Annotated in this window: 19 protein-coding genes; 8 read left to right on the plus strand and 11 right to left on the minus strand. The window is 67.2% G+C overall.

Translation table 11 applies throughout. The features are described from left to right. From E4L96_RS22315 to E4L96_RS22330, 4 genes are all read right to left on the minus strand, one after another. On the minus strand, positions 1-646 hold a 646-nt coding region (locus E4L96_RS22315; RefSeq protein ID WP_220433465.1), incomplete at its 3' end, for a hypothetical protein. Positions 647-768: 122 nt separating this feature from the next. Beyond that, the gene (locus E4L96_RS22320) at positions 769-975 is read right to left on the minus strand and encodes a SlyX family protein (protein WP_181017636.1); all 207 of its coding nucleotides are present in this window, start codon (positions 973-975) and stop codon (positions 769-771) included. A 16-nt stretch (positions 976-991) separates the two neighbouring features. After that, positions 992-2,611: a DUF4214 domain-containing protein gene (locus tag E4L96_RS22325; protein WP_135209428.1), complete on the minus strand. Its 1,620-nt coding sequence runs from the start codon at positions 2,609-2,611 to the stop codon at positions 992-994. A 130-nt stretch (positions 2,612-2,741) separates the two neighbouring features. After that, positions 2,742-4,805, minus strand: a complete 2,064-nt coding sequence (locus E4L96_RS22330; RefSeq protein ID WP_135209429.1) for a UvrD-helicase domain-containing protein — start codon at positions 4,803-4,805, stop codon at positions 2,742-2,744. 119 nt (positions 4,806-4,924) lie between these two features. On the opposite strand from E4L96_RS22330, the gene modA reads away from it, so the two are divergent. From modA to E4L96_RS22350, 4 genes are read left to right on the plus strand one after another with little or no spacing between them, the layout of a single operon-like run. Continuing rightward, entirely contained in the window at positions 4,925-5,665 is a 741-nt protein-coding gene (gene modA, locus E4L96_RS22335) for a molybdate ABC transporter substrate-binding protein (protein ID WP_135209430.1), read from the plus strand. 3 nt (positions 5,666-5,668) lie between these two features. Further along, positions 5,669-6,337, plus strand: coding sequence for a molybdate ABC transporter permease subunit (gene modB, locus E4L96_RS22340; RefSeq protein ID WP_135209431.1), 669 nt, complete (start codon positions 5,669-5,671; stop codon positions 6,335-6,337). A 1-nt stretch (position 6,338) separates the two neighbouring features. Continuing rightward, positions 6,339-7,010: an ABC transporter ATP-binding protein gene (locus E4L96_RS22345; RefSeq protein WP_135209432.1), complete on the plus strand. Its 672-nt coding sequence runs from the start codon at positions 6,339-6,341 to the stop codon at positions 7,008-7,010. After that, positions 7,007-7,813, plus strand: coding sequence for a TOBE domain-containing protein (locus E4L96_RS22350; protein WP_135209433.1), 807 nt, complete (start codon positions 7,007-7,009; stop codon positions 7,811-7,813). The genes E4L96_RS22345 and E4L96_RS22350 overlap by 4 nt, the downstream gene beginning before the upstream one ends. A gap of 9 nt (positions 7,814-7,822) precedes the next feature. Here E4L96_RS22350 and E4L96_RS22355 read toward each other — a convergent pair whose 3' ends face one another. Further along, the gene (locus E4L96_RS22355) at positions 7,823-8,860 is read right to left on the minus strand and encodes a zinc-binding alcohol dehydrogenase family protein (protein ID WP_135209434.1); all 1,038 of its coding nucleotides are present in this window, start codon (positions 8,858-8,860) and stop codon (positions 7,823-7,825) included. A 107-nt stretch (positions 8,861-8,967) separates the two neighbouring features. Here E4L96_RS22355 and E4L96_RS22360 point away from each other — a divergent pair, with 107 nt between their 5' ends. After that, positions 8,968-9,894 (plus strand): LysR family transcriptional regulator, encoded by a 927-nt coding sequence (locus tag E4L96_RS22360; RefSeq protein ID WP_135209435.1) that lies wholly within the window; start codon positions 8,968-8,970, stop codon positions 9,892-9,894. Here the strand turns inward: E4L96_RS22360 and E4L96_RS22365 are convergent. The 3 genes from E4L96_RS22365 to E4L96_RS22375 all read right to left on the minus strand — a co-directional run bounded on the left by E4L96_RS22365 (position 9,852) and on the right by E4L96_RS22375 (position 12,307). Then, on the minus strand, positions 9,852-10,685 hold the full coding sequence (locus E4L96_RS22365) for an alpha/beta hydrolase family protein (RefSeq protein WP_135209436.1): 834 nt from the start codon (positions 10,683-10,685) through the stop codon (positions 9,852-9,854). The two genes, E4L96_RS22360 and E4L96_RS22365, sit on opposite strands and share 43 nt — an antisense overlap. Positions 10,686-10,748: 63 nt before the next feature. Then, complete coding sequence (locus tag E4L96_RS22370; protein WP_135209437.1) at positions 10,749-11,639, minus strand: hypothetical protein; 891 nt, start codon at positions 11,637-11,639, stop codon at positions 10,749-10,751. An 83-nt stretch (positions 11,640-11,722) separates the two neighbouring features. Then, complete coding sequence (locus E4L96_RS22375; protein WP_135209438.1) at positions 11,723-12,307, minus strand: DUF1003 domain-containing protein; 585 nt, start codon at positions 12,305-12,307, stop codon at positions 11,723-11,725. Between the two features lie 128 nt (positions 12,308-12,435). Here E4L96_RS22375 and E4L96_RS22380 point away from each other — a divergent pair, with 128 nt between their 5' ends. Further along, positions 12,436-12,921: an SRPBCC family protein gene (locus E4L96_RS22380; RefSeq protein WP_135209439.1), complete on the plus strand. Its 486-nt coding sequence runs from the start codon at positions 12,436-12,438 to the stop codon at positions 12,919-12,921. A gap of 7 nt (positions 12,922-12,928) precedes the next feature. Here the strand turns inward: E4L96_RS22380 and E4L96_RS22385 are convergent, their stop codons facing one another. The 3 genes from E4L96_RS22385 to hemE all read right to left on the minus strand — a co-directional run bounded on the left by E4L96_RS22385 (position 12,929) and on the right by hemE (position 18,184). Next, on the minus strand, positions 12,929-14,371 hold the full coding sequence (locus E4L96_RS22385) for a dihydrolipoyl dehydrogenase (RefSeq protein ID WP_135209440.1): 1,443 nt from the start codon (positions 14,369-14,371) through the stop codon (positions 12,929-12,931). 74 nt (positions 14,372-14,445) lie between these two features. Continuing rightward, positions 14,446-16,455 carry a primosomal protein N' gene (locus E4L96_RS22390; protein ID WP_135209441.1) on the minus strand — a complete coding sequence of 670 codons (2,010 nt, stop codon included), beginning with the start codon at positions 16,453-16,455 and terminating at the stop codon, positions 14,446-14,448. Positions 16,456-17,101: 646 nt separating this feature from the next. After that, a complete protein-coding gene (gene hemE / locus E4L96_RS22395) occupies positions 17,102-18,184 on the minus strand; it encodes a uroporphyrinogen decarboxylase (RefSeq protein WP_135209442.1) in 1,083 nt (360 codons plus the stop codon). A gap of 98 nt (positions 18,185-18,282) precedes the next feature. Between hemE and E4L96_RS22400 the strand changes: the two genes are divergently transcribed. Continuing rightward, positions 18,283-20,202, plus strand: a complete 1,920-nt coding sequence (locus E4L96_RS22400; protein ID WP_135209443.1) for a dipeptidyl-peptidase 5 — start codon at positions 18,283-18,285, stop codon at positions 20,200-20,202. 7 nt (positions 20,203-20,209) lie between these two features. Then, a complete protein-coding gene (locus E4L96_RS22405) occupies positions 20,210-24,376 on the plus strand; it encodes a DEAD/DEAH box helicase (protein WP_135209444.1) in 4,167 nt (1,388 codons plus the stop codon). The last annotated feature ends 1 nt before the right edge of the window (position 24,377 follow it).

Raw genomic sequence — 24,377 nt, forward strand, 5'->3', positions numbered from 1 at the left:
CCCCGGCACCAGCGGACGGCCCGTTCCGCCCCGCCGGGCGCGGATCGGCCCGCTCGGCGATCACCCGCTTCTCGGCCTCCGACAGCGGCACCGCCGCTGTCGCCGCCGCAGCTGCCTGCGCAATTGCCCGCGCCGACGCAGCATTGGCCGCAGCCGACCCGGCTACCTGCACGATCTGCCCATCCTTCCAGACGTAATCGGCGGTCGCGTTCTGCGATGCCGCCGCGCCCGCCGCGTACGGCTCCTGCAAACGCAGGAACGGCTGCCCCGCGCCATTGAACTCGACCGCCCGCAGCTCGCGGCACTCGCCAAAGTCCTTGGACACCTGCGCCGTCCCGTTGGCAAACACCTCCAGGAACACAAACGCATGCCCGCAGCTGCCCGCGCGCTTGAGCATTTCGACCACGACGTACTCATGTTCCCCGTGCGAGCTGCCCTTGTACAGGGACGCGCCCAGCGCGGAGATGCGGCGCACCACCTGGCCCTTGAACAGGACCTCGGCGCCAGCCGGGTTCTCGCGCACCTCCACGGTGCCATAGCGGGTGTCGACGCGCTGGCGGTCGGCCACCGCGTGGGCGGGAAGAGTCAGGGAGAGAGCGGCGGCGCCCAGCAGCGCGGCCGTGGTGAGAGGACGTAGCGTGGCCATGGAATAACGGGATGTACCAGGAATGAGCAGACAGTCTAGCGCTGCGAATGCGCGCTCAGTCGCTGGAAAAACCGGGTTAACCGCCCGCTACTCCGGGGAAAACTCCCGAAGAGATGGCCGCGTCAGTAGTGCGGCGGCCGCTCGTTGAGGATGGTGCCGGGCCCGCTGTGCGCGTTGTTCTGCACGTGCTCGGCCAGCTTGGCCAGCATGGCCTCCAGCTGGTCGATGCGGCGCGACTGCTCGTACACAGTGCGGTTGAGCGTGTCCAGCAGGTCTTCCTGCATGGCCAGCTTGATTTCGAGGTCGATGAAGCGGTCGTCGGTGTTCACGGGGATGGCCAAAAATTCAACCGAACGGAGTATAGACGATCCCGTCCTGCACCTGCCCCACCACCTGGGCCACCATCTCGTCGCTGGTGGCAAAGTGGGCCAGCACATAGCCGCGCGACATGTGGACGTCGTCGATCACGTGCTTCCAGAACGCCAGCCCTTCCGCGTCCGGCGCCGCGTGGCGCAGGTTGGTGTACATCGCCTTCAGGAAGTCCTCGGTGCCGATGTTGGCACCCCAAGTCCGGGTGAATTCGCTGCCGTCGATGAAGCCCTGGGCCACCGCATCCGCACTCGCGCCACGGTCCAGCACGTCGATCCAGTAGCCGAGGCCGACGGCATCGGGCGCGCGGTCGAATGCGGCCTTGTACATGCGGTAGGCCAGGCCGCTCACGCCCAGCACGTCGAGTGCCACGGCGCTGTGGTCGCTGAAGTAGGCGCGCTCGACGTTGTTCAGCGTGTCGACCCCGCCGTTGCCCACGTTGTCCGTGACGGTGTAGCCGCCGGTGGCCGTGTGCACCACCTTGAAATTGGTGTGCGGCGCCGTGTAGGTGATACGGTCCAGCCCCGCGGACCCGTTGTAGACCGTGTTCCCGGCCTGCGGCGCGAAGTTGTCCGCGGCGGCGGTGCCGTCCACGATCCTGGTGCCGAACTGGCTGGCGGCCACGGTGGTGTCGCTGAACTTCAGGTATTCGATATTGGACAGCAGGTCGGTGCCGTCGAAGGTGCCGGACGTGGTGCGCGTGTCTGCGACGCTGACCGTGCCGTTGTCGTTGGTGGTGATGGTATAGGCCGCCAGCGTCCCCCGGAACACGGCCGTGTCGATGCCGGCGCCGCCATTCAGCACATCCGCCCCGCCGTCGCCTTCCAGCAGGTCGTTGCCGCCATCGGCGGTGATGCTGTCGCCCAGGCTGGTGCCCATGAGGTAGCGGCCGGTGGTGCCGTCGCCCAGGCCGAGCGTGCCGCCGAGGCCGTCGCCGCCATACAGCCAGGCCAGCGCTTCGAGGTCGTACTGCGAGTACGTTGGGTACGGCCCGCCCAGGTGGGTGTAGGACATCAGCGTGTTCGCGGTCGTGTCCTGGCCGTAGGGCAGCGTGTTGCCGTTCTCGGCGCTCACATCGAACGGGTGCTTGAGGCCGAGTGCATGGCCCAGCTCGTGCAGCAGCGTCTCGTAGCCGGATGTGCCGGCCGAGAGGTTCGCGTTTTGCCCGCGCCATTCGCGGTTGTCCAGGTAGACCCAGGCGTTGGCCGAATAATCGACCAGGGCATTGCCGTCCTGTCCGCCTGGCGTGTAGCTGGCGCGCCAGCTGCATTCGCCGGTGGTCTGGGCATCGCTGAGGTCGACGTTACACAGATGGATATCGGCCACCGCGCCATTGGTCGTCAGCACGAAATTGATGCCGGTGACCTTCTGCAGGTAGGCGAAGGCTGCCTGCGCGCCCGCCTGCTGGGCACTGCTGAATGCTTCCTGCCCGCTGCGCCCTGTCTCATTGCCGGTGCTGATGGAGAAGGTGTAATACAGCGTGTTGTTGACCAGGGCCGCGGTGTCGTAATTCCAGTCTGGACCCTTGCTCATGAGGGCGTTGACGGAAGCGAGCGGAGACAGCGGCGCGGAGGTGACGTCGGTAACGAGAGCCATGATATCAATGAGGCAAAACAAGCAGAACAGAGGCCGGGTGCCACGGCATGGCCCCCCAGCCCATCAGTATTTCTTGCCTCCGCGTAGGTGTCAAACGCCCGGTTCTTGAACTGTGCGTTGTCACGCTCTGTTACGCTTTCGGCGTTGACAGCAAATCCTTGAGGCGCGCCAGCCGCTCCTTGGGCGTCAGCACCTCGGATTCCTTGGGCGGCGCGTCGCCCACGTCGAGCTGCATCTCCTTGATGAAGCGCGACGGATCGCAGTGCACCTGCTCGCCGGCGCGCTTGCGCTTCTTGCACCAGGTGATGCGCAGGGTGCGCTGGGCCCGCGTAATGCCGACGTACATCAGGCGCCGTTCCTCTTCCACCCGCGCGGCCACCTGCTCGGCCGGCATGTCCGGGTCGCCCTTGTGCGGGAGGATACCCTCTTCGCAGCCGACCAGGAACACGTGCGGATACTCCAGCCCCTTGGACGCATGCAGGGTCGACATGCGGATCGCATCCGGCTCCTCGTCCTTCCCCTCCAGCATGGACATCAGGGCCACCATCTGGGTCAGTTCGAGCAGGTTCTTCTCTTCGCCCGTGCCGTCGCGCCCGCCGCGGCCGCGTTCCTTCAGCCAGTTGGTGAACTCCAGCACGTTCTGCCACTTGGCCTGCGCCGCGCGCTCTTCGAAGGAGTCGTACAGGTAGTTCTCGTAATTGATCTCCTTCATCATGTCGTCCAGCACGGCGGCGGCATTGTCGCCGCTGCCGGACGGACCGGGCCGCGAGGCGCGCGATTCCAGGTCATTGATGAAGTTGCAGAACTCGCGCAGCGGCCGCAGCTGGCGGTCCGGCAGCAGCGCTTCGATGCCGCCCTTGAACACGGCCGCAAACAGCGAGCACTGCCACTGGCCGGAGAACGCGCCCAGCACCTCCAGCGTGGACTGGCCGACCCCGCGCCGCGGCGTGGTCACGGCGCGGATGAAGGCCGGATCATCGTCCTCGTTCGCGATCAAACGCAGGTAGGCGATGATGTCCTTGATCTCGGCCTTGTCAAAAAAGCTCTGGCCGCCCGAGATCGTGTACGGAATCCGCTCCTGCCGCAGCGCCTGCTCGATCACGCGGGCCTGGTGGTTGGAGCGGTACAGGATGGCGTAGTCGGTCCACTTGTTCTTGCGCTGGAAGTGGTCGGCCGAGATCATGATCGCCACCTGCTGGGCCTCCGCCTCGTCGGTCGGCATCCCGAACACTTCGATCGGTTCGCCCAGCCCGTGTTCGGACCACAGCTTCTTGTCGAACAGCTTCGGGTTATTGCCGATGACCGCGTTGGCCGCCTGCAGGATGCGGGTGGTGGAGCGGTAGTTCTGCTCCAGCTTGATCACGCGGAGATCGGGGAAGTCGGTCTGCAGGGTGCGCAGGTTCTCCACCGACGCGCCGCGCCAGGCGTAGATGGCCTGGTCGTCGTCCCCCACGGCGGTGAACATCGGCTTCTTGCCCAGGCCGGTCACCAGCAGCTTGACCAGCTCGTACTGGCAGGTGTTGGTGTCCTGGTACTCGTCCATGAGCAGGTAGCGCAGGCGGCGCTGCCACTTGTCGCGGATCGGCTCGTTGTTGCGGAACAGCTCCACCGGCAGTCGGATCAGGTCGTCGAAGTCGACCGCCTGGTAGGCCTGCAGGGTGGCCACGTAGCTGCGGTAGATGCGCGCGGCCTGGGCTTCGTCTTCGTCCTTGGCCTGCTTGATGGCGAGTTCGGGATCGACCAGGCCGTTCTTCCACAGTGAGATGGCGGTCTGGATGCCGCGGATGACCTGCTTGTCGGTCGTCAGGGCCAGGTCCTGCACCAGCGAATAGCAGTCGTCGCTGTCCATGATGGAGAAGCGGTCCTTGAGGCCGACGCCGTTGGCTTCCTGGCGCAGGATCTTCACGCCCAGCGAGTGGAAGGTCGAGACGGTCAGCATCTTGGCCTGCTTGGGCTGCTTGAGCAGCTTGCCGATGCGCTCCTGCATCTCGACCGCGGCCTTGTTGGTGAAGGTCAGCGCCGCGATGGTGCGCGGGTCGTAGCCCTTCTCCTCGATCATGTAGGCGATCTTCTGCGTGATCACGCGGGTCTTGCCCGAGCCGGCGCCCGCCAGCACCAGGCAGGGGCCATCGAGATAGCAACAGCCTTCGCTTTGCGGGCCATTGAGGCCGAAACGGGGAGCGGATTGGGACATGAGAGGCGGGCACGGCGGAAGAACAGCCGCCCATTGTACCGTTCTTTCCGGCATTTTCCGCCCCCGGTATGCCCCGCGACGGCGTGATATAGTCCGGTATATAGCGACTTCTGAGCATCATGACAAAACTTCTCACTGGATTGCTGTTGGCCTTGGCTGCGCTGGGGGCGCGGGCGGGGGAGATCACGGTGTCGGCGGCGGCGAGCTTGACGAATGCGTTCAAGGAGCTGGCGCGCGTGTATGAAACGGGCCATCCGGGCACCCACGTGCAGCTGAACTTTGGCGCCTCCGGTGCACTGCTGCAGCAGATCGTCAAGGGCGCCCCGGTGGACGTGTTTGCGTCCGCCGACCAGGAGACCATGAACAACGCCGTGCAGCAGAAGCTCGTGCGCGCCGCCGAGCGCCGCGACTTTGCGCGCAACCGGCTGGTGGTCGTGGTCCCCGCTGATGCCAAAGCCCCGCCCCCATCGTTGGCCGCCCTCGCCCAGCCGCAGGTGAAACGCATCGCCATGGGCCTTCCGGCCAGCGTCCCCGCCGGCCGCTACGCCCGTCGCGCCCTGAACGACGCGGGCCTGTGGCAGGCCGTCGCGCCAAAGATCATCGGCACCCAGAACGTGCGCCAGGCGCTGGACTACGTGGCCCGGGGCGAAGTCGATGCCGGCTTCGTCTACGCCACCGACGCCGCGCTCATGCCGCAGGACGTGCGCACCGCCTTCGAAGTCCCGCTGCATGAGCCGGTGACCTATCCCATCGCCCCGCTGGCCGCCAGCGCCAGCACCGAAGCGCGCGCCTTCGTCGCCTATGTGCTGTCCGCGCCCGCCCAGGCCATCCTCGCCAGATACGGCTTCGCGCAACCCTGACCGATGCAGGACGTCTGGCCCGCCCTCGCCCTGTCGCTCAAGGTGGCACTGTGTGCGACCTTGCTCGATCTCGTGCTCGGCGTGGCGGTCGGCTACGCGCTGGCACGCCTGCGCTTCCGTGGCCGCGACATGCTCGACGCCCTGCTCACGCTCCCCATGGTGATGCCGCCCACGGTGCTCGGCTACTACCTGCTGGTGCTGCTCGGCCGCCGCGGCACCTTCGGCGGGTGGCTGGACCGCGAGTTCGGCATTAATCTGATCTTCACCTGGCAGGGCGCCGTGATCGCCGCCGCGGTGGTGGCCTTCCCCCTGGTGTTCAAGACTGCGCGCGCCGCCTTCGAAGCGGTGGACGCGCAGCTGGAGGACGCGGCCCGCGTGCTGTCCGTGCCCGAAGCCGCGGTGTTCTTCCGCGTGACCTTGCCGCTGGCCTGGCGCGGCATCCTGGCCGGTCTGCTGCTGGCCTTCGCCCGCGCCCTCGGCGAATTCGGCGCCACGCTGATGGTCGCCGGCTCCATTCCCGGCAAGACGCAGACCTTGTCCATCGCAGTGTATGAAGCCGTGCAGGCCGGCCAGGACGACACCGCCCTGCAGCTGGTCCTCATCACCTCCGCCGTGTGTGTCATCGTGCTGCTGGCCGCAGGCCGGATCGCCCCCGTGCGGATTGGGCGCTGACATGCACATCGACCTCGCCATCGACAAGACCCTGCGCGCCGGTCCGCGCCGCTTTCATTTGCAGGCCGCCTTCACCGCGCACAGCGACCGTCTGGTGATCCTCGGTCCCTCGGGCGCGGGCAAAAGCCTGCTGCTCAAGACGATCGCAGGCCTGGAGCGCCCGGACCATGGCCACATCCGCCTGGCCGGGACCACGCTGTTCGACAGCGCCCAGCGCATCTGCGTGCAACCGCAGCTGCGCCAAGTCGCCTACGTGTTCCAGGACTACGCCCTGTTCCCGCACCTGGACGTGCGCCAGAACGTGGGCTTCGGTCTCACGCGCGGCTGGCGCAACCCGCGCCGCGGCGTGCGCGATGAGCGCATCGGCTACTGGCTACAGGCGCTGGGCCTCGAACATGTGGCGCACCAGTACCCGCACGAGCTCTCGGGCGGCCAGCGCCAGCGCACCGCCCTCGCCCGCGCACTCGCCAGCGAACCGCGTGCCCTGCTGCTCGATGAACCTTTCTCCGCGCTGGACGCGGGCCTGCGCGCCGACATGCGCGCGGAGCTGGATGCCTTGCAGCGCCGCCTGCAGGTACCGATGATCCTCATCACCCACGACCCGGAAGACGCGCGCCTGTTCGGCGGCCAGGTGCTCACCTTGCGCGACGGCCTGGTGGAGTCCATCACATGAACGAGAACATCGGGGTCCAAGGCGTCGAGGTGCACGGGGAACTCTGGATGAGCGTCGGCGGCACCGCGCTCGGTGGCGACAAGCGCATCGCACTGCTGGAAGCGATCGCGCGCGAAGGCTCGATCACGAGCGCCGCCCGCGCCGTGGGCATGAGCTACAAGGGCGCGTGGGACGCGGTGGATGCGATGAACAACCTCAGTGGCGAGCCACTGGTGGAGCGCGCCACCGGCGGGAAGGGCGGCGGCGGCACGCGCCTGACCGCGCGCGGCGCCGAACTGGTGCAGAACTTCCGCGCCATCGAACGCGCGCACGCGGAGTTTGTCCAACAGCTGGGCCGCCAGGCCGGCGACCTGCCCCTGTTGAGGAGACTGGCCATGAAGACCACCGCACGGAATCATTTCCTGGGCACCGTGACCGAAGTGCGGCGCGGCAGCGTCAATGACGAGGTGCTGCTCGCGCTGCCCTCGGGCGAACAGCTGGCCGCCATCGTCACGCACGACAGCATCGTGGAACTGGGGCTGGCGGAAGGTGTGCAGGCGGTGGCGCTGGTGAAGGACTCGTCGATCATCGTGCTGGCCGACGAAGACCGCGCGCGCTACTCGGCCCGCAACCGGTTGGCCGGGACCATCGTGCGCCTGCAGCCGGGCGCGGTGAACACGGAGCTGGTGCTGGACCTCGGCCACGGCGCCACCCTGGCCGCCACCATCACCAACGAAAGCGCCGCCACGCTGGGCCTCGCGGAAGGCGGCCGTGCGGCCGGCATCTTCAAGGCTTCCAGCGTGATCCTGTGCGTGCCGGAGTAGCCTGCGGCGTCAGGTGTTGTCCCGCGCGTCCCAGAACGCCGGGTTGTGGTCCCACCCGGACAGCACGATCTTGCCGATCGTGCGTCGGCTCTCCAGCGCCGCATGCGCGCGCGCCAGGTTGTTCGCGTTGATGTGCCCGAAGTTGTCGTTGACCGTCGTACGCAGCACACCCTCGTCGACCAGCCGCGCCACCTCGGCCAGCAGCTTGTGCTGCTCGATCATGTCCGCCGTCTGAAACGACGAGCGCGTGAACATCAGCTCGAACACCAGCGTCCCGCTTTTGCCGAACAGTTTTTCCACAGCCAGCGGCTGCTGGTTGTTCACGATGCTGCATACCTTCCCCTGCGGCGCCAGCGCGGTGGCGATGGCGTCGAAGTGCCGGTCCAGGTCATTGGTACACAGGACGTAGTCGACCGTCTCGAAACCCAGCGCCTTGAGCTGCGCCGGAATGTCCCCGCTGTGGTCCACCACATGGGCCGCTCCCAGCGCCCGGCACCACTCCGCCGACTCCTTGCGCGAGGCCGTCGCAATCACCGTCAGCCCGGCCAGTTTGGCCGCCAGCTGGATCGCAATCGACCCCACGCCGCCCGCGCCGCCGATCACCAGCAGCGTGCGGCCGCGCTGCGCGCCGTGCCGGTCGATGACCAGCCGCTCGAACAGCGCTTCCCACGCGGTGATGGAGGTCAGCGGCAGCGCCGCCGCCGCAGGCGGGTCCAGCGTCTTGGGCGCCTGCGCCACGATGCGCTCATCCACCAGATGCATCTCGCTGTTGGCCCCATCGCGCACGATGGCGCCCGCGTAGAAGACACGCTGGCCCGGCTGGAACAGCGTCACCTGCTCGCCCACCGCTTCCACCACGCCGACCGCGTCCCAGCCGAGGATGCGCGTCTGCCCCTCCGGCGCGCCGCCCTTGCGGTCCTTGGTGTCCACCGGGTTGACCGAGACCGCGCCCACCCGCACCAGCAGGTCATGCCCGCGCGCGACCGGCTGCGCCACCTCGATGTCGCGCAGCGTGCCGTCGCTGCCCACGAATCCGATTGCTTTCATGTTGCGTTTTCCTTTCATTGAGAGAACGGAACCAGTCTAGCCCGCCGCGATTTGTTTGATAATTGGGATAATGCCGAAATCACTCTTCAGCAAAACAAGAGAACGCCATGCTCGACCTGACTGACGTCGCCCTGTTCGTGCGCGCCTGCGCCACCCGCAACCTGTCCGCCGCCGGGCGCGAATTCGGGCTCTCTCCCGCCGCGTCGTCGGCCCGCCTGGCGCAGCTGGAGCAGCAACTGGGCGCGCGCCTGCTGCACCGGACCACCCGCCAGCTCGCGCTCACCCAGGAGGGCGATGCCTTCCTGCCCAAAGCTGTCGCGCTGCTGGACGCCGCCGAACAGGCGTCCGATTCCGTCGGCGATGCGAGCAAGGCGCCGCACGGGCTGCTGCGCGCGGCGGCCTCGGTGTCGTTCGGGCGCCAGCACATCGTGCCCGCGCTGGCCGCGTTCCTCGGCGCCTACCCCGGCATCCGGCTCGACCTGCGGCTGTCCGACAAGATCATCGACATGGCCGCCAACGGCATTGACGTGGCGGTGCGCATCGGCCCCCTGCGCGACTCGTCGGTGGTGGCGCGCAAGCTGGCGCCGAGCCGCATGGTGGTCTGCGCCGCTCCATCGTACCTCGCCACGCACGGCGCACCGCGCACGCCCGCCGACCTCGCGCAGCATGAGTGCCTGGTGCTGGGGTCATGGAATCCGTGGACCTTCCACAATCCCGACGGCAGCACCGCGACCGTGCGCGTGAGCGGCCGCCTGCAGAGCGACAATGGAGAAGCCTGCCGCGACGCGGCGGTGGACGGGCTGGGGATTTCGCTGCAGTCGACGTGGTCGGTCTACCAGCACCTGCGCGCGGGGACGCTGGTGCGGGTGCTGGCGGACTATCCGGTAGAGCTCGATGCGCAGATCAGCGCGGTGTACCTGAACCGCCAGTACCTGCCGCCCAAGACGCAGGCCTTCATCGACTTCTTCGCGGCCCGCTTTGGCCCCGAGCCTTACTGGGACTGGCCGGAGGAACCGCGCAAACCGGCGAAGTAGCGCAGCACCTCGCCCGCCAGCGCTTCATGTCCGCGCCCCGGCACCACGGTCTCGCCGATGGCCTGGAAACCGTGCGCCTGCGCGAGCTGCCGCGCTTCGGCGAACTGCGCGTGCAGCGCGCCGCCGCGCCATGGCGTGTCTTCGGCACCGATGAAGGCTTGCACCGGCAGCGTGGCACGGGCGGGATGAGTGGAGAGGTCCGCATCGTCCACGCAGCGGTGGCGGAAATTGCCCGCGACCGGCGCGGCGGCGGCCAGCGTCTCCGGCTGGCGCAGCGTCAGCGCCCACACGAGGTGGGCGCCTGCTTCCAGCCCGGTGACGTAGACCTTGGGCTCACCGTGATATGTGCCGCGCACCATGTCCAGCATGCGGTTCACGCCCTCCAGTTCGAAAGCGCACGCGCCCTGCTTGCCGATACTGTCCCACGTGGCGGCACTGTACGGGTAGACCGCTGGATCACGCTGCCCCTGCGCGCCGAGGATCACGCTATAGGGCATCACGAGAATGAAGGGCAGCGCACCGCGCGCGTCCACGTAGCGCTGCATGGCGGAGCGGAAGTTCTTCTCGGCGGATTCCTCCACCAGCACCACGGGCCACGTCCGCTGCGGCGTCCAGCCCTGCGGCAGCGCGATCAGATACTGCATCGCATGGCCGGGCACAGCGAGCCGTGCGACAGCGCCGGGCGTGGCCAGAGGCTCGGCGGGGGCCCGATCATCGGCTGGTGCGCTGCGCCAGGCCAGCAGCCCGCCCAGCAGGACAGCCAACGGAAACACAAACGGCGATGCGCGCATGGCAGCTCCTCAACAGATCTGCTGCGGATTATCGATCCGGTTTGCTTAAGGAGAGGTAAAGCCCTACTGCGGCGCCGGGAAGGCCGCGAGGTAGAACGGCATCAGATCGTCCGCATGGGCCTCGCACAGCTTGATCTCGTTCTCGCAGCCGGGCGGCTGCGGTGTCACGGTCCAGATGACGCTGGTACCATCGCCCAGTTTCGCCCCGCCGATCGGCGCATCCTGGCCGAGGCTCGGCACGGCGGCCGCCCACGCAAAGTCGCGCCGGTGCAGCTTGCGAATGGTGCCCAGGCCGAAGTCGAGTACGAAACGCTCGTCGATGACGCAGAACGCATGCCCGTCCACCTGGCCCGGCCGGGCCCCGCCCGCTCCGACCCGGAAGACGGTCTCGCCCGCGCTGTTGAGCAAGGTGACGGTGCCGTAAGCAATGCGTGCCTGGCGGCCGAGCAGGCGCGCCACGCGCTCGACCATGGTCGCCATCATGAAACAGGTGGACCCGTAGTTGTGCAGGTAGAACCAGCCGAGGTCGAAGAAGCGGTCATACAGCATCTCGACGAACGCCCGGTCGCCCGCATCGGCCAGCACGCACAGCAGTTGCTGGGCATGCAGCCGGTCGCGCGGAATGAAGCGGCGGTCGAATTCCGTCTGGTATTCCCGCAGCAGGAAGTCGAAGCGCGCGGTGGGCACCAGCGCGCGCGCCGCGCCCTCGCCAGCCACCTCGATCAGCCCCGCCGCCGCCAGTTCGGCCACATGCGCATCGACCACGGCGGCGTCATAGGCGAGCTGGGCATGCGCCTCCGCCAGCGCCAGCGTCTTGCCTGCCGCGTGCGCGGCGCCGATCAGCAGGAACAGGTCATACCCGACCAGCGAGCCGGTGAGCGGAATGTGGGTGACGACCCAGTTGCGGATCTGTGCGACCGCCTGCAGGACCGTGCTTGCGCTGTTTGTTGCCATCTATCAAGTTTGCCAAACGCTCTAGATTGTTTCAAGGTGCTGAAACGTTCCGTTACAAAGTTCAAGATGGGCAGGGCGATGCGTCAAGACGCGGCGTGGGCCTTGCCGTTGGCAGGTTCGCACTCAGGCACATGCTCGCCGGTCAGCTTGGACAGCAACCGCAGCTGGATGCGCTGCAGCTTCAGCAGCTCCTCCCACTCCTGCAGCTTCAGAGCATCCAGTTTGGCATGAAGTTCCATGATTTCCAGTTCCGCTTTGAGATTCACCTCGTAATCGTGCTGCGCGTTCTGGCGATCCTTGGTGGCCTGGCGGTTCTGCGACATCAGGATCACCGGCGCCTGGAACGAGGCCAGCATCGACAGCATCAGGTTCAGCAGGATGTAGGGATAGGGATCGAAGGGCTTGTCGCCCGCGCGCGCCAGCAGCACCGAATTGATGACCACCCAGCCAATCAGGATGCCGAAGAACAGGCTGATGAACACCCACGAGCCGCCGAAGCGGGCGATGGCGTCGGCCGCGCGCTCGCCCAAGGTGGATTCCGAATCATCCTCCTGTTCGCGCTGGGTGCGCGCAATGGAGCGGCGCTCCTTGAGGTGCAGTTCGACGGATTCATTACTGCGCTCACGATTGGCCTTGCGCTCGGCGCGGTAGCGGTCCCGCAGGGTCATGACGGTCTCCTTGTGATTCAGACAAGGTCAGTGTAGCGCTGAATCATTTGCCGAGCTGCACGATCGGAGATCTTGTCCTATCGGTTACCATCCACATATACAGCGAATCGGCCTTCAGCGAGTCTTCCATGAAATTTGAGCACCTCATCCAGATCAACGATCCCCTGAACCCGCTGGTGGACAGCCTGACCCGCGAGCAGCTGTGGCGCGGTCTGGTGCTGCGCGCCGAATCGCCGCGCATGTTCATGCCGCACCTGGACGAGTGCACGCTGGACGAGCGGGAAGCCGGCAGCTTCCGGCGCCGCCTGCGCTACGGCGAGCTGGTGATCGAGGACCGCGTGACGCTCACGCCGCTGTGCCAGGTCCGCTACGACGTGCCGGTGCAGGACGAGATCGCCGCCTCCACGCTGGTGATGACCATCGAGGCGCCGGACGAGCAGCAGCTGTTCGTGCGCTTCCAGTACGACGACGGCCTGGGCGAGCACAGCGACCCGGCCAACGCCATGTACGACGACTTCAAGCGCTCGGCCTACACGGAAGCCGACATCGACACCATCCGCATCGTCCGCCAGCTCGCGGCCGAGGGCAAGCTGGACGCCAGCCTGCTCAACTGACCCCGGCTCAGATGCCGGGCGTGCGGTCCGGGCCCGGCGGCTCGGGCGGGACGCCTTTGTCGATGTTGGCCTGCAGGTCGCGCAGCGCGGTGCGCACGCCTTCTTCGATCACCGGATGGTAGAACGGCATATCGAGCATCTCCTTCACCGTGAGCCGGCACTGGTAGGCCCAGGCCAGCAGGTGTCCCAGGTTCTCGCCGCGCGGCGCGATCATCTCCGCGCCCAAAAACTTCCCGGTCCGGTACTCGCCGTACACTCGCAGCAGCCCGCGGTTCTGCAGCATCACGCGGCTGCGGCCCTGGTTGTGGAAGGACACCTGCCCCACCGCGAACGCCGGCTTGCCTTCGCCGGACAGCTCGCGGTAGCTGCGCCCTAGCGCCACCACGTTCGGCTCCGTGAACGCGATCGTCAGCGGCGCGCGCCGCAAGCCGGGGCGCACATCCGGGTAGCGCCCCGCATTGTCGCCCGCGATCCGGCCGTGGTCGGACGCCTCCGGCAGTACCGGCCGCTCCGCATTCGCATCTCCCGCAATGAAAATATGCGAGGCCCCACACTGCATGGTGCGTGGATCGAACAGCGGAATTCCGCGCGGGCTGAGTTCCAGCCCTGTGCATTCGAGCCCCAGCATGTCCACATTCGGCAGCCGCCCCGACGCGCACAGCACGTACTGGTAGCGCTCCGTCACCTCGTCGCCAGCGGTGGTGCGCATGGTGAGCTCGATCTCGTCTCCATGCTGCGTGGCGCGCAAGGGCAGGTGCTGGAAGCGGATATCCATTTCTTCCGACAGCACGCGCATCGCCGTCTCGCGCACCACCGGGTCGGTCAGCTGCGCCACGCTGCCGCCGCGCGCATACATCGTCACGCGCACGCCCAGCCGCGACAGCGCCTGCCCCAGTTCCAGCCCGATCACGCCGGTGCCGATGACCGCCACCGATTTTGGCAAGTCCGTCCATTCGAACACGTCGTCATTGACGATCACGTTCGGCCCCACGTTATGCAGCTCGGTCGGCACGAACGGCCGCGAGCCGGTCGCAATCACCGCGGTCTGGAAACGCACGAGGGTATGCTCATCGATCTGCAGCGTATGCGGTGATGTGAAGCGGGCATGCCCGCGCAGCTTGTCCTCCGCGGGAATCGCATCCACGCCTTCCAGCACAAAGCCGACGAAGCGATCGCGCTCGCTGCGCACGCGCGCCATCACGGCCGCGCCGTCGATGCGCGTCGCGCCCGCATGCACGCCGAAACCCGCCGCGTGTTCCAGCATGTGCGCAGCCTCCGCCGCCGCGATCAGCAGCTTGCTCGGCATGCAGCCCACGCGCGCGCAGGTGGTGCCATACGGCCCGCTTTCGATGATGACCGCGCGCTTGCCATGCGTGCGCGCCGCCCGGTATGCGCCCAGGCCGGCCGTTCCGGCTCCGATCACGGCCACGTCGACTTCGAGTTCCTGCATGATCCCCTCCCACGTTGACACTGTCCGTTTTTATACCGGAAAACGGCATCGCGGGTTGCCGGGCAGGGCGTTTTTCAGATGTCGACCGGGTCCACTTCCAGCGACCATTTCACGCGGGACTTCAGCGCGCGCAGGGCGGCCATCCAGGTCTTGAGGAAGGCCTGCAGCGCAGGCCGGGAGTTGGACTCGACGAGCAGCTGCGCGCGCTCCACGTTGTGCACGCGGGTCATCGTCATCGGGATCGGATCGTTGAGGGTGATGCCGTCATGCTCGACGCAGTCGCGCGCCTGCTGCAGGAATTCCAGCGCCAGGGCCAGCTCGCGCGCCTCCGCGCGCAACAGCGCCTGGTACATGAACGGCGGCAGCGCGGCCTGGCGCCGCTCGGTGAGCAGGCTGGCCGCAAAGCGGTCGTAGTCGTGCTTCATCACCGCCGAGTACAGCGGATGCTGCACGTAGCGGGTCTGGATCAGCACTTCGCTGTGATTGCCGCCGGCGCGGCCCGCACGCCCGGCGACCTGCATCAGCTGCGCAAACAGCCGCTCGCTGGCGCGGTAGTCCTGCGAGAACAGGGCCGTATCGGGGTTCAGGATGCCGACCAGCGTGAGACGCTTGAAGTCATGCCCCTTGGCGACCATCTGGGTACCGACCAGGATATCGACCTCGCCCCGGTGCACCGTGTCGAAGGCCGCTTGCGCGCTGCCCTTGCGGCGCGTGGAATCGGCGTCGATGCGCAGGATGCGCGCTTCGGGGAACATCAGTTGCAGGCCCTCTTCCACGCGCTGCGTGCCGCGGCCCAGCGGCTGCAGGTCCACGTTGCCACAGGTCGGGCAGGCGCGCGGGATGCGCAGCTCCAGCGAACAATGGTGGCAGCGCAGCCGGTGTTCCGGCCGGTGCAGCACCATGAAGGAGGTGCAGCGCGTGCACTCGCTCACCCAGCCGCACGCATCGCACGAGATCACGGGCGCATAGCCGCGCCGGTTCAGGAACAGCAGCGACTGTTCGCCCCTTTCCATGCGCGCCTTGAGGGCTGCGACGAGCCCGGACGTGAGGCCGTCCTTGGGCCGGTCCTTCTCCATGTCCAGCAGCCGCACGCGCGGCAGCACCGCATCCTTGACCGCGCGCTCGCGCAGCTCCAGCTTGCGGTAGCGGCCCGACTGCGCGTGGTGCCAGGTCTCCAGCGAGGGCGTGGCCGATCCGAGCACGATCGGGATATCCAGCTGGCGCGCGCGCCACACCGCCAGGTCACGTGCAGAGTAGCGCAGGCCTTCCTGCTGCTTGTAGGAGGGGTCGTGCTCCTCATCGATGACGATCAGCTTCAGATGCGGCAGCGAGGCGAGGATCGCCAGCCGCGTGCCCAGCACGATGCGCGCGCGCCCGGTGTGGGCGGCCAGCCAGTTGTACATCCGCTCGCCCTCGGCCAGGCTGCTGTGCAGGGTGGCCAGCATCACGCCCGGGAAGCGCGCCCGGATGTTCCCCTCCAGCTGCGGCGTGAGGTTGATCTCCGGTACCAGGATCAGGATCTGGCCCTGCGGCGCGCGGGCCAGCACCTGCGCACAGGCCTGCAGATAGACCTCGGTCTTGCCGCTGCCCGTCACGCCATACAGCAGCGTGGGCGCAAAGCCGTGCGCCTGGCCGATCGCATCGGCCGCGGTGTGCTGGGCCGCGTTCAGCAGCGGCACGTTGGCGGGCGCCGCGTCGTGTGCGTCTTCGAGCTTGGCGAGCTTCTTGATGGCGCGGTCCAGGTTGACCGTGCTCTCCAGCCGCAGGTTCTTGGGCAACCCGGGCAGCGCGACTTCGCCCAGCGGCCGCTGGTAGTAGTCCGCCGCAAACCCCGCCAGCGCGATCCACTCGGCGGACAAGGGCTCCAGCTGGCTACGCACCGCCAGCGCATCCTTGAGCTTTTCCACCGGCACATCTGTTTCCTGCCGGATCTCGACTATGAGCCCGACTACTTCGCGCCGCCCGAACGGCACCAGTGCCAGCTGTCCCACCCGCGGCGGCGCCTCAGGCGCGTACTCCCAGCGATAGTCGAACAGGCTATCGAGGGGCGTATCGAGGGCGATGTGGAGAAAGCAGACCGGCATGGCGGGGCGTCAGACTCCGCCTGTGGAAAACTTTGTGGACAAGGAATTTCCCGTGGAACAAATCATTTGCGATCAATCAACAGAATAACGCGTTCCGAAGAATGCAAGGACAACTTCTTCAATGATTACAGGGACTTGGCAAATACTGTTGAGCTGGTGGACCGGTTGGCTTCACTCAGCCGTTTTGTGCATAAGTGCATGCGCATGCCGGGTTTATGTAGTCGATGTTGCCACATTTGGAGGGCAGCCAGACATTCATCCACATGCATGCCTCCGCACTCTGCCGAGGTCTCGAAAATATCATGCACCGCAGCAGTCTCCTCATGTAAAACTTGAAGAAATCGCGTAAACCACCGTCCCGGAAGCGCTTTTCCGTTTTGTCCACATACGCTGTGGACAACTTTGTGGAGAAAAGTCCCGCAACTAGCTTTTCTCTATGAGAGAAGATTTCCGCTTGGAAGTTCTCTCTCGGCGGCGAGAAAATTTTCTACGGCAAATCAACAGCTTAGCGATGGCCCGTAGAACCGGCATTTTTCCACAGCTGTTCCGGCCCGCTTCCCGCCGGATGTGAATAAGTGTGGGAATTCACAACAGGTTGACAACGACGGAGCGGGGGCGGAACAGACGGTTTTTTAGTCAAACTACATCAACCCGCTCGCTGTGCCCGGCTGAAGCTGTGCACGGCCTCGACCATTGCCGCCACCGATTCCGGCGGCGTGAACTGCGAGATGCCGTGGCCCAGGTTGAACACGTGACCCGAGCGTTCGTCCGGCTTGCCGAAGGCGGTCAGGGAGCGCTCGACCTCCGCGCGGATCTGCTCCGGCGCCGCGAACAGGATCGCCGGGTCCAGGTTCCCCTGCAGCGCCACCTTCCGGCCCACGGCGGCGCGCGCGCGGCCCAGGTTCACGGTCCAGTCCAGGCCCAGCGCATCGGCGCCGATCTCCGCCTGCTCTTCGATCCACAGTCCGCCGCCCTTGGTGAAGACGATGGCCGGGATCTTCACGCCATCCTTTTCGCGCTGCAGCTGGCTCACCACCTTGCGCATGTACTCCAGCGAGAACTGCTGGTAGGCCCCATCGGCCAGCGCGCCGCCCCACGAGTCGAAGATCATCACGGCCTGCGCGCCCGCGTCGATCTGCGCGTTGAGGTACTGCGCCACCGCCTGCGCGTTGATGTCGAGGATCCGGTGCATCAGGTCTGGGCGCGCATACAGCATCTTTTTGATGGTGTGGAATTCGCGCGAACCCTGGCCCTCGACCATGTAACAGGCCAGCGTCCACGGACTGCCGGAAAAGCCGATCAGCGGCACGCGGCCATTCAGCTCCGTGCGAATCTGCGTGACGGCGTTGAACACGTAATCGAGCTTCGCCATGTCCGGCACGGCCAGCGCCTGCACTTCCGTCTCCGTGCGCACGGTGTGCTGGAACTTGGGGCCCTCGCCATCGGCAAAATACAGGCCCAGGCCCATCGCATCCGGCACGGTCAGGATGTCCGAGAACAGGATGGCCGCGTCCAGCGGGTAGCGGTCGATCGGCTGCAGCGTCACCTCGGTCGCGTAATCCGGGTTGGTCGCGAGGCCCATGAACGACCCGGCCTTCGCGCGCGTGGCGCGGTACTCCGGCAGGTAGCGGCCTGCCTGGCGCATCAGCCACACGGGCGTGTACTCGGTCGGCTGGCGCAGCAGCGCGCGCAGGAAGGTGTCGTTCTGCAGGGGTGCGAATTGTGGCATGACTGGCAACGCGGACGGAAGGAAAAGTCTATTATCGCATCCCGTCCCGCGATGTTCTATCATCCTTGCTCCGCCCTCTCCTCAGCCGCCTGGAATCCATGAACGACGTCAAAAAGCCCGCAGTCTACGGCACCTGGCCATCCCCCATCACCGCCGCCGTGGTGGCCGAAGGTGCGGTGCCGCTGTCCCAGGTGATGGTGCAGGGCGACGCCATCTACTGGCTGGCCGGCCGCGCTGCGGAGGCGGGCCGCACCACCCTCCTGCGCCGCCGCGGCGGGGAAGTGCGCGAGCTCACTCCCGCCCCGTTCAATGTGCGCACCCGCGTCCATGAATACGGCGGCGGCGCCTGTCACGTGGCTGGGGACACGGTCTGGTTCTCCAATTTTGCCGACAATGTGATCTACATGGTGCGCGGCGATGAGGCGCCAGTGGCCGTGAGCCGCGCCGGCCAGCAGCGCCACGCCGACTTCGTGCTGGACGCGCCGCGCCAGCGCCTGATCACCGTGCGCGAGGACCATTCCGCCGGCGGCTACCCCGTCAACACCCTGTGCGCCGTGGCCTTCGACGGCACCGAGACCGTGCTGGCTGACGGCGCCGACTTCTACTCCTCCCCGCGCCTGTCACCCGATGGCCGCACCCTGGCCTGGCTGACCTGGGACCTGCCGCGCATGCCGTGGCAGGGCACCGAGCTATGGACCGCGCGTGTGCAGGACGATGGCACGCTCGCCGGGATCACCCGCGTCGCGGGCGGCGCCCACGAATCCATCTGCGAGCCCGAATGGTCACCCTCCGGCGTGCTGCACTTCGTCTCCGACCGCAGCGGGTGGTGGAACATCTACCGCGCACAGGGCGGCGCCATCGACACGGTCTGCCGCCACCGCGCCGAATTCGGCCTGCCGCACTGGGTGTTCGGCATGTCCATGTACGGCTTCCAGCCGGATGGCACCATAGTCTGCACCTATATCGAAGAAGGCGTCAGCAAGCTGGCGCGCATCGTCGACGGCGCGCTGCACACCATCGACAATCCCTACCAGGAAATCCGCGAGCTGCGCGTGATGGGCGACGCGGTGGCGCTGCTCGCGGGCGCGCCCACCATCGCGCTGGAACTGGCCCGCATCGACCTGGCCACCGGCGCGCGCACGGTGCTGGAACGCTCGATCGCCAACTTGCCGGACAAGGCCTGGCTCTCCGAGCCCGAGTCGATCAGCTACCCCACCATGGGCGGGGGCGTGGCCTACGCCTTCTACTACCCGCCGCGGAACGCCGAGTACGACGCACCGGACGGCAAGCCGCCGCTCATCGTCATCAGCCACGGCGGCCCCACCGGCATGGCCGCCAGCACGCTCAAACTCGCGACCCAGTACTGGACCAGCCGCGGCTTCGCGGTGCTGGACGTGAACTACCGTGGCAGCACCGGCTTTGGCCGCGCCTACCGCGACGCCCTCAAGGGCCAGTGGGGCGTGGCGGACGTCGAGGACTGCGTCTTCGGCGCGCGCCACCTCGCCGTACGCGGCGACGTCGATCCCGAGCGCCTGATCATCCGCGGCGGCAGCGCGGGCGGCCTCACCACCCTGTGCGCACTCACCTTCCACGACGACTTCAAGATCGGTTGCAGCTACTACGGCGTCTCCGACCTGGCCGGGTTGGATGCGGACTCGCACAAGTTCGAATCGCGCTACAACGAATACCTGATCGCACCCCAGCCGGAGGCGCAGGCCCTGTACCGCGAGCGCTCGCCCATCAACCACACGGATAAGCTCAACAAGCCGATGATCTTCTTCCAGGGCCTGGACGACAAGGTGGTGCCGCCGCCGCAGTCCGAGGTCATGGTCCAGGCCCTGCGCGAGCGCGGCGTGCCGGTCGCCTACATGACGCTGGAAGGCGAAGGCCACGGCTTCCGCAAGGCCGCCAGCATCGTCGCCACGCTGGAGGCGGAGCTGTACTTCTACCAGCGCATGTTCGGCCTCGCCGCCGGGCCCGAGCTGGTCGCCATCGACAACCTCCCGCAAGCCGAATGACCGCTGCATGACCGACCAGGCCCGCGTGGCCACCATCGCCTTACTGGCACTCGCCGGCGAGCCGATGGGCCGCACCCGCATCCTCGAACACCTCACCCACGCCGGCCTCGCGCTGGACGAGGCCACGCTCGCCGCCGAGCTGGCCGCGCTGCGCGAGGAAGGCGCGGTGAGCGAACTGCCACAGCGCGGCTTCGTCACGACTTCCGAGAGCACCTGGCCCGCCATCCGCGCGACGCTGGACTCCGGCCTGTTCCCGCGCCTGTGCGAGGCCTACGAACAGGTCACGCCGCTGCGCAAGAACTGGGAAGGCTTCGTGGTCCTGCGCAGCTACCGTCAGGGCGTGGCACTGCTGCGCATGGCCCTCATCGGTGGCGCCGAACCGGCGCGCGTGGTGTCGCTGCTTTCGGCCTGCATGAGCTGCCACGAGGCGGCCTACCTGCATCCGCTGGTCGATGCGGTGGCGCGTCCCTTCGTGCCCGAGATGTTCGCCCGCATCCACCCGCTGCTGCAGGATGAAGTGCTCACCGTGCTGCTCTCCAACGTGCAGCGCGAGCCGGCCAACGCCCCGACCCTGCGCGCCTTCGCCGAGGACTACCTCAGGCGCAGCGCCACCTCTGTCAACCTGCGCCTCGCCATGGCCGAACACCTGGTCCTTTGCGGGCGGCTGGACGACATGCTGGAGATCCTCGACGGCATCGACGACGCCCACGCCCACATGCTGCGCCACGTCGCCACCCTGCTGCGCGGCGACCGCGAGGCCGCCATCGCGGGCTTCGACGCCGCCCTCAAGGCGCTGCGCCGCGAGACCGGCAAGCGCAAGGCCATCTTCAGCGGCATCGGCGGCCACCTGTACGTGCTGGCTATGCTGCAGGACCCGAAACACGCCAAGGCTGCCGACGCCTACCTGGACATCGCCACCCGCGCGGTGCAAAACCATGACACGGCCGTGTACCAGCAGCTCTCCATGCTGCGCCACATCCGCGGGGGCACCGTGGACGCCGCCGTGCTGCCGACGCGCGCCTGGGAGACCGGCCTGCAGCCCGCGATGTTCCGCGCCCTGCTGCATTACTGGCTCGCGCTCCCGCAGTTGCAGGACAAGCGCGGCACGCTGGAACAGCTGCTGGCGCAGTCCGAGCAGGCCGGCTTCGACTTCATCACCTCGCAGCTGGCCTCTGTGCTGGGCCGACTCGGCGCGGCCGGTGCGGTCACCTTCGAGCAGCGCGCCATCGCGCTACGCCGCGCCCACCGCTATACCGACCTCGCCGACTGGTTCCAGCGCGAGGAGCCGTGGGAGCGCCAGCTCAATGCCCTCATCAACCTGCAGCCGCCAGTGGCGGTTGAGGTGGTGCGCGAGACCCGCCTCGCGTGGATGATCAAGTACGACCCGCACTACGGCATCCGCGAGATCGAGCCGCGCGAGCAGAAACGCGACGCGCAGGGCGGCTGGAGCAAGGGCCGCGCACTCTCGCTCAAGCGCCTGGCCGACGACGCGCCGGACCTGGACTGGCTTACCGCCCAGGACCTCAACGTGGTCGCCACCATCCGCGCCTTCAAATTCTACGGCTCGCCCGGCGCGCGCTTCGACCTGGAACTGGAGAAGGCTATCTCCGCCCTGATCGGCCACCCGCTGCTGTTCTTGATGGACAGCCCCGGCACCCGTGTCGAGCTGCTGCCCGGCGAGCCGGAACTGCACGTAAAGGCGCGCCAGGGCACAGTCACCATCTCCCTGCGCCCACCGGTGCTGGACGACACCGAGGAAGTGGTGGTCACGCGCGAGACGCCGACCCGCCTGCGCGTGGTACGCATCACGGACGAGCACCGCCGCATCGGCGCCATCCTCGGTGAAGGGCTGGAAGTGCCGCTGCACGCCGAGCAGCAGGTGCTGCGCGCGATCAGCGCCATCTCGTCCATCGTCACGGTGCAGTCGGACATCGGCGGCAGCGGCGTGGACATCGAGCAGGTGCCGGCGGACGGGCGCATGCATGTGCACCTGCTGCCCTACCAGCAGGGCCTCAAGATGCAGATCCTGGTACGGCCGCTTCCCGGCGCCGGTGCCTTCTACCCACCCGGCAGCGGCGCCGAAAGCGTGATCGCGGGTGTCAACGGCATCCGCACCGAAGCAAAGCGCGACCTGAACGCCGAGCGCGATGCCGAGCGCACCCTGGTTGGCCGCTGCCTGGTGCTGGAACAGGCCGAGTTCGACCACGGCGAATGGCTGCTCGGCCAGCCCGCCCTGTGCCTGGAGCTCGTGGAAGAGCTGCAGGCGCTGGACCCGCAGCAGACCGTGATTGCCTGGCCGGAGGGCGAGTCCTTCCGCGTCACCAAAAAGGCCGGCAGCAAGTCGGTGCGCATCAAGATCAAGCGGGACAAGGACTGGTTCGCGGTCGACGGCGAACTGGTGATCGACGAAGAGAAAGTGATGGACCTGCGTTCGCTGATCGATGCCGTGCAGGCTGGCCAGAGCCGCTTCATCGAACTGGGGAACAACCAGTTCCTTGCACTGACCAATGAACTGCACCGCCGCTTGCAGGAATTCGCCTCTTTTGGCGAGGTCCACCAGGACACCATGCGCGTGCACGGCCTGGCCTCGTTCGCGCTGGAAGAACTGGCGCAGGAAGCCCAGGTCACGTCGGACAAGGCGTGGAAGGACCACCTCAAGCGCATGCGCGAGGCCACGGTCTACGAGCCGGAGCTTCCCTCCACGCTGCAGGCGGAGCTGCGCGACTATCAGCTGGAAGGCTTTCACTGGCTGGCCCGCCTCGCGCACTGGGGCGTGGGCGCCTGCCTGGCCGACGACATGGGACTCGGCAAAACGCTACAGGCGCTGGCCCTGCTGCTGCTGCGCGCGCCCCAAGGTCCGCAGCTGGTGGTCGCCCCTACCTCGGTGTGCCTGAACTGGATGTCCGAGACCGCGCGCTTCGCACCCACGCTCAAGGTCAAGCTGTTCGGCCCCGGCGACCGCTTCAAGACCATCGAGGAGGCCGAGCCCTTCGATCTCGTGATCGTCAGCTATGGCTTGCTGCAGCTGGAAGCGTCCGCGTTCGCCTCGCGCCGCTGGACCAGCATCGTGCTCGATGAGGCGCAGGCCATCAAGAACACCGCCACCAAGCGCTCGCAGGCCGTGATGGCGCTGCAGGGCGACTTCCGCATGGTGGCCACCGGCACGCCGCTGGAGAACCACCTTGGCGAATTGTGGAACCTGTTCCGCTTTATCAATCCGGGCCTGCTGGGCACTTTGGACCAGTTCCAGATGCGCTTCGCGGGACCGATCGAACGCGCGCAGGACAAGCGCGCCGAAGCCGGTGCCCGCACGCGCCTGCGCCGCATCGTGGCGCCCTTTATCCTGCGCCGGACCAAGGCCCAGGTGCTCCAGGAGCTCCCGCCGCGCACCGAGATCGTGCTGCCGGTCGAACTCACGCAGGAAGAGACGGCGCTCTACGAAGCCCTGCGCCGCGATGCGCTGGACCGCATGGCGGCCTTGCAGGCCCCCGAGCAGCAGAAGGCCATCGCCATCCTCGCCGAGATGATGCGGCTGCGGCGCGCCTGCTGCAATCCGGAGCTGGTGGCGCCAGGCAGTGGCATCGCGAGCAGCAAGCTGCTGGTGTTCGCACGCCTGCTCGGCGAGCTGCTGGAGAACCGCCACAAGGTGCTGGTGTTCAGCCAGTTCGTCGACCACCTCACGCTGATCCGCGCCTATCTCGACAAGCAGGGCATCCGCTACCAGTACCTCGACGGCGCCACGCCAATGGCAGAGCGCAAGCGCCGCGTGGATGCGTTCCAGGCCGGCGAGGGCGACGTCTTCCTCATCAGCCTCAAGGCCGGTGGCGTGGGCATCAACCTCACCGCCGCCGACTACGTGATCCACATGGACCCGTGGTGGAACCCGGCGGTGGAAGACCAGGCCTCCGACCGCGCGCACCGCATGGGCCAGCAGCGGCCCGTGACCATCTACCGGCTGGTGGCACGCGGCACCATCGAGGACGGCATCGTCGAGCTGCACCAGCACAAGCGCGACCTGGCCGACAGCCTGCTCGAGGGCAGCGACGTGTCGGTTCGCATGGCGCCGGACGACATGCTGCGCATGCTGCAGGAAGGCCTCACCGGCCAATGGTCGCCGGAGGCCAAGCCGCTCACCGGCATGGAGTTCTGGCGCCTCAAGAATCCACGTGGCTGAC

The organism is Zemynaea arenosa (genome assembly GCF_004614185.1).
GTDB classification, from domain to species: domain Bacteria; phylum Pseudomonadota; class Gammaproteobacteria; order Burkholderiales; family Burkholderiaceae_D; genus Telluria; species Telluria arenosa.

Coding starts and splice junctions, on each gene's coding strand:
- modA (WP_135209430.1), top strand. CDS start 4,925: ATGACAAAACTTCTCACTGGATTGCTGTTGGCCTTGGCTGCGCTGGGG.
- E4L96_RS22405 (WP_135209444.1), top strand. CDS start 20,210: ATGACCGACCAGGCCCGCGTGGCCACCATCGCCTTACTGGCACTCGCC.
- E4L96_RS22380 (WP_135209439.1), top strand. CDS start 12,436: ATGAAATTTGAGCACCTCATCCAGATCAACGATCCCCTGAACCCGCTG.
- E4L96_RS22390 (WP_135209441.1), bottom strand. CDS start 16,455: ATGCCGGTCTGCTTTCTCCACATCGCCCTCGATACGCCCCTCGATAGC.
- E4L96_RS22330 (WP_135209429.1), bottom strand. CDS start 4,805: ATGTCCCAATCCGCTCCCCGTTTCGGCCTCAATGGCCCGCAAAGCGAA.
- E4L96_RS22375 (WP_135209438.1), bottom strand. CDS start 12,307: ATGACCCTGCGGGACCGCTACCGCGCCGAGCGCAAGGCCAATCGTGAG.
- E4L96_RS22350 (WP_135209433.1), top strand. CDS start 7,007: ATGAACGAGAACATCGGGGTCCAAGGCGTCGAGGTGCACGGGGAACTC.
- E4L96_RS22355 (WP_135209434.1), bottom strand. CDS start 8,860: ATGAAAGCAATCGGATTCGTGGGCAGCGACGGCACGCTGCGCGACATC.
- modB (WP_135209431.1), top strand. CDS start 5,669: ATGCAGGACGTCTGGCCCGCCCTCGCCCTGTCGCTCAAGGTGGCACTG.
- E4L96_RS22325 (WP_135209428.1), bottom strand. CDS start 2,611: ATGGCTCTCGTTACCGACGTCACCTCCGCGCCGCTGTCTCCGCTCGCT.
- E4L96_RS22385 (WP_135209440.1), bottom strand. CDS start 14,371: ATGCAGGAACTCGAAGTCGACGTGGCCGTGATCGGAGCCGGAACGGCC.
- E4L96_RS22360 (WP_135209435.1), top strand. CDS start 8,968: ATGCTCGACCTGACTGACGTCGCCCTGTTCGTGCGCGCCTGCGCCACC.
- E4L96_RS22370 (WP_135209437.1), bottom strand. CDS start 11,639: ATGGCAACAAACAGCGCAAGCACGGTCCTGCAGGCGGTCGCACAGATC.
- hemE (WP_135209442.1), bottom strand. CDS start 18,184: ATGCCACAATTCGCACCCCTGCAGAACGACACCTTCCTGCGCGCGCTG.
- E4L96_RS22345 (WP_135209432.1), top strand. CDS start 6,339: ATGCACATCGACCTCGCCATCGACAAGACCCTGCGCGCCGGTCCGCGC.
- E4L96_RS22400 (WP_135209443.1), top strand. CDS start 18,283: ATGAACGACGTCAAAAAGCCCGCAGTCTACGGCACCTGGCCATCCCCC.
- E4L96_RS22365 (WP_135209436.1), bottom strand. CDS start 10,685: ATGCGCGCATCGCCGTTTGTGTTTCCGTTGGCTGTCCTGCTGGGCGGG.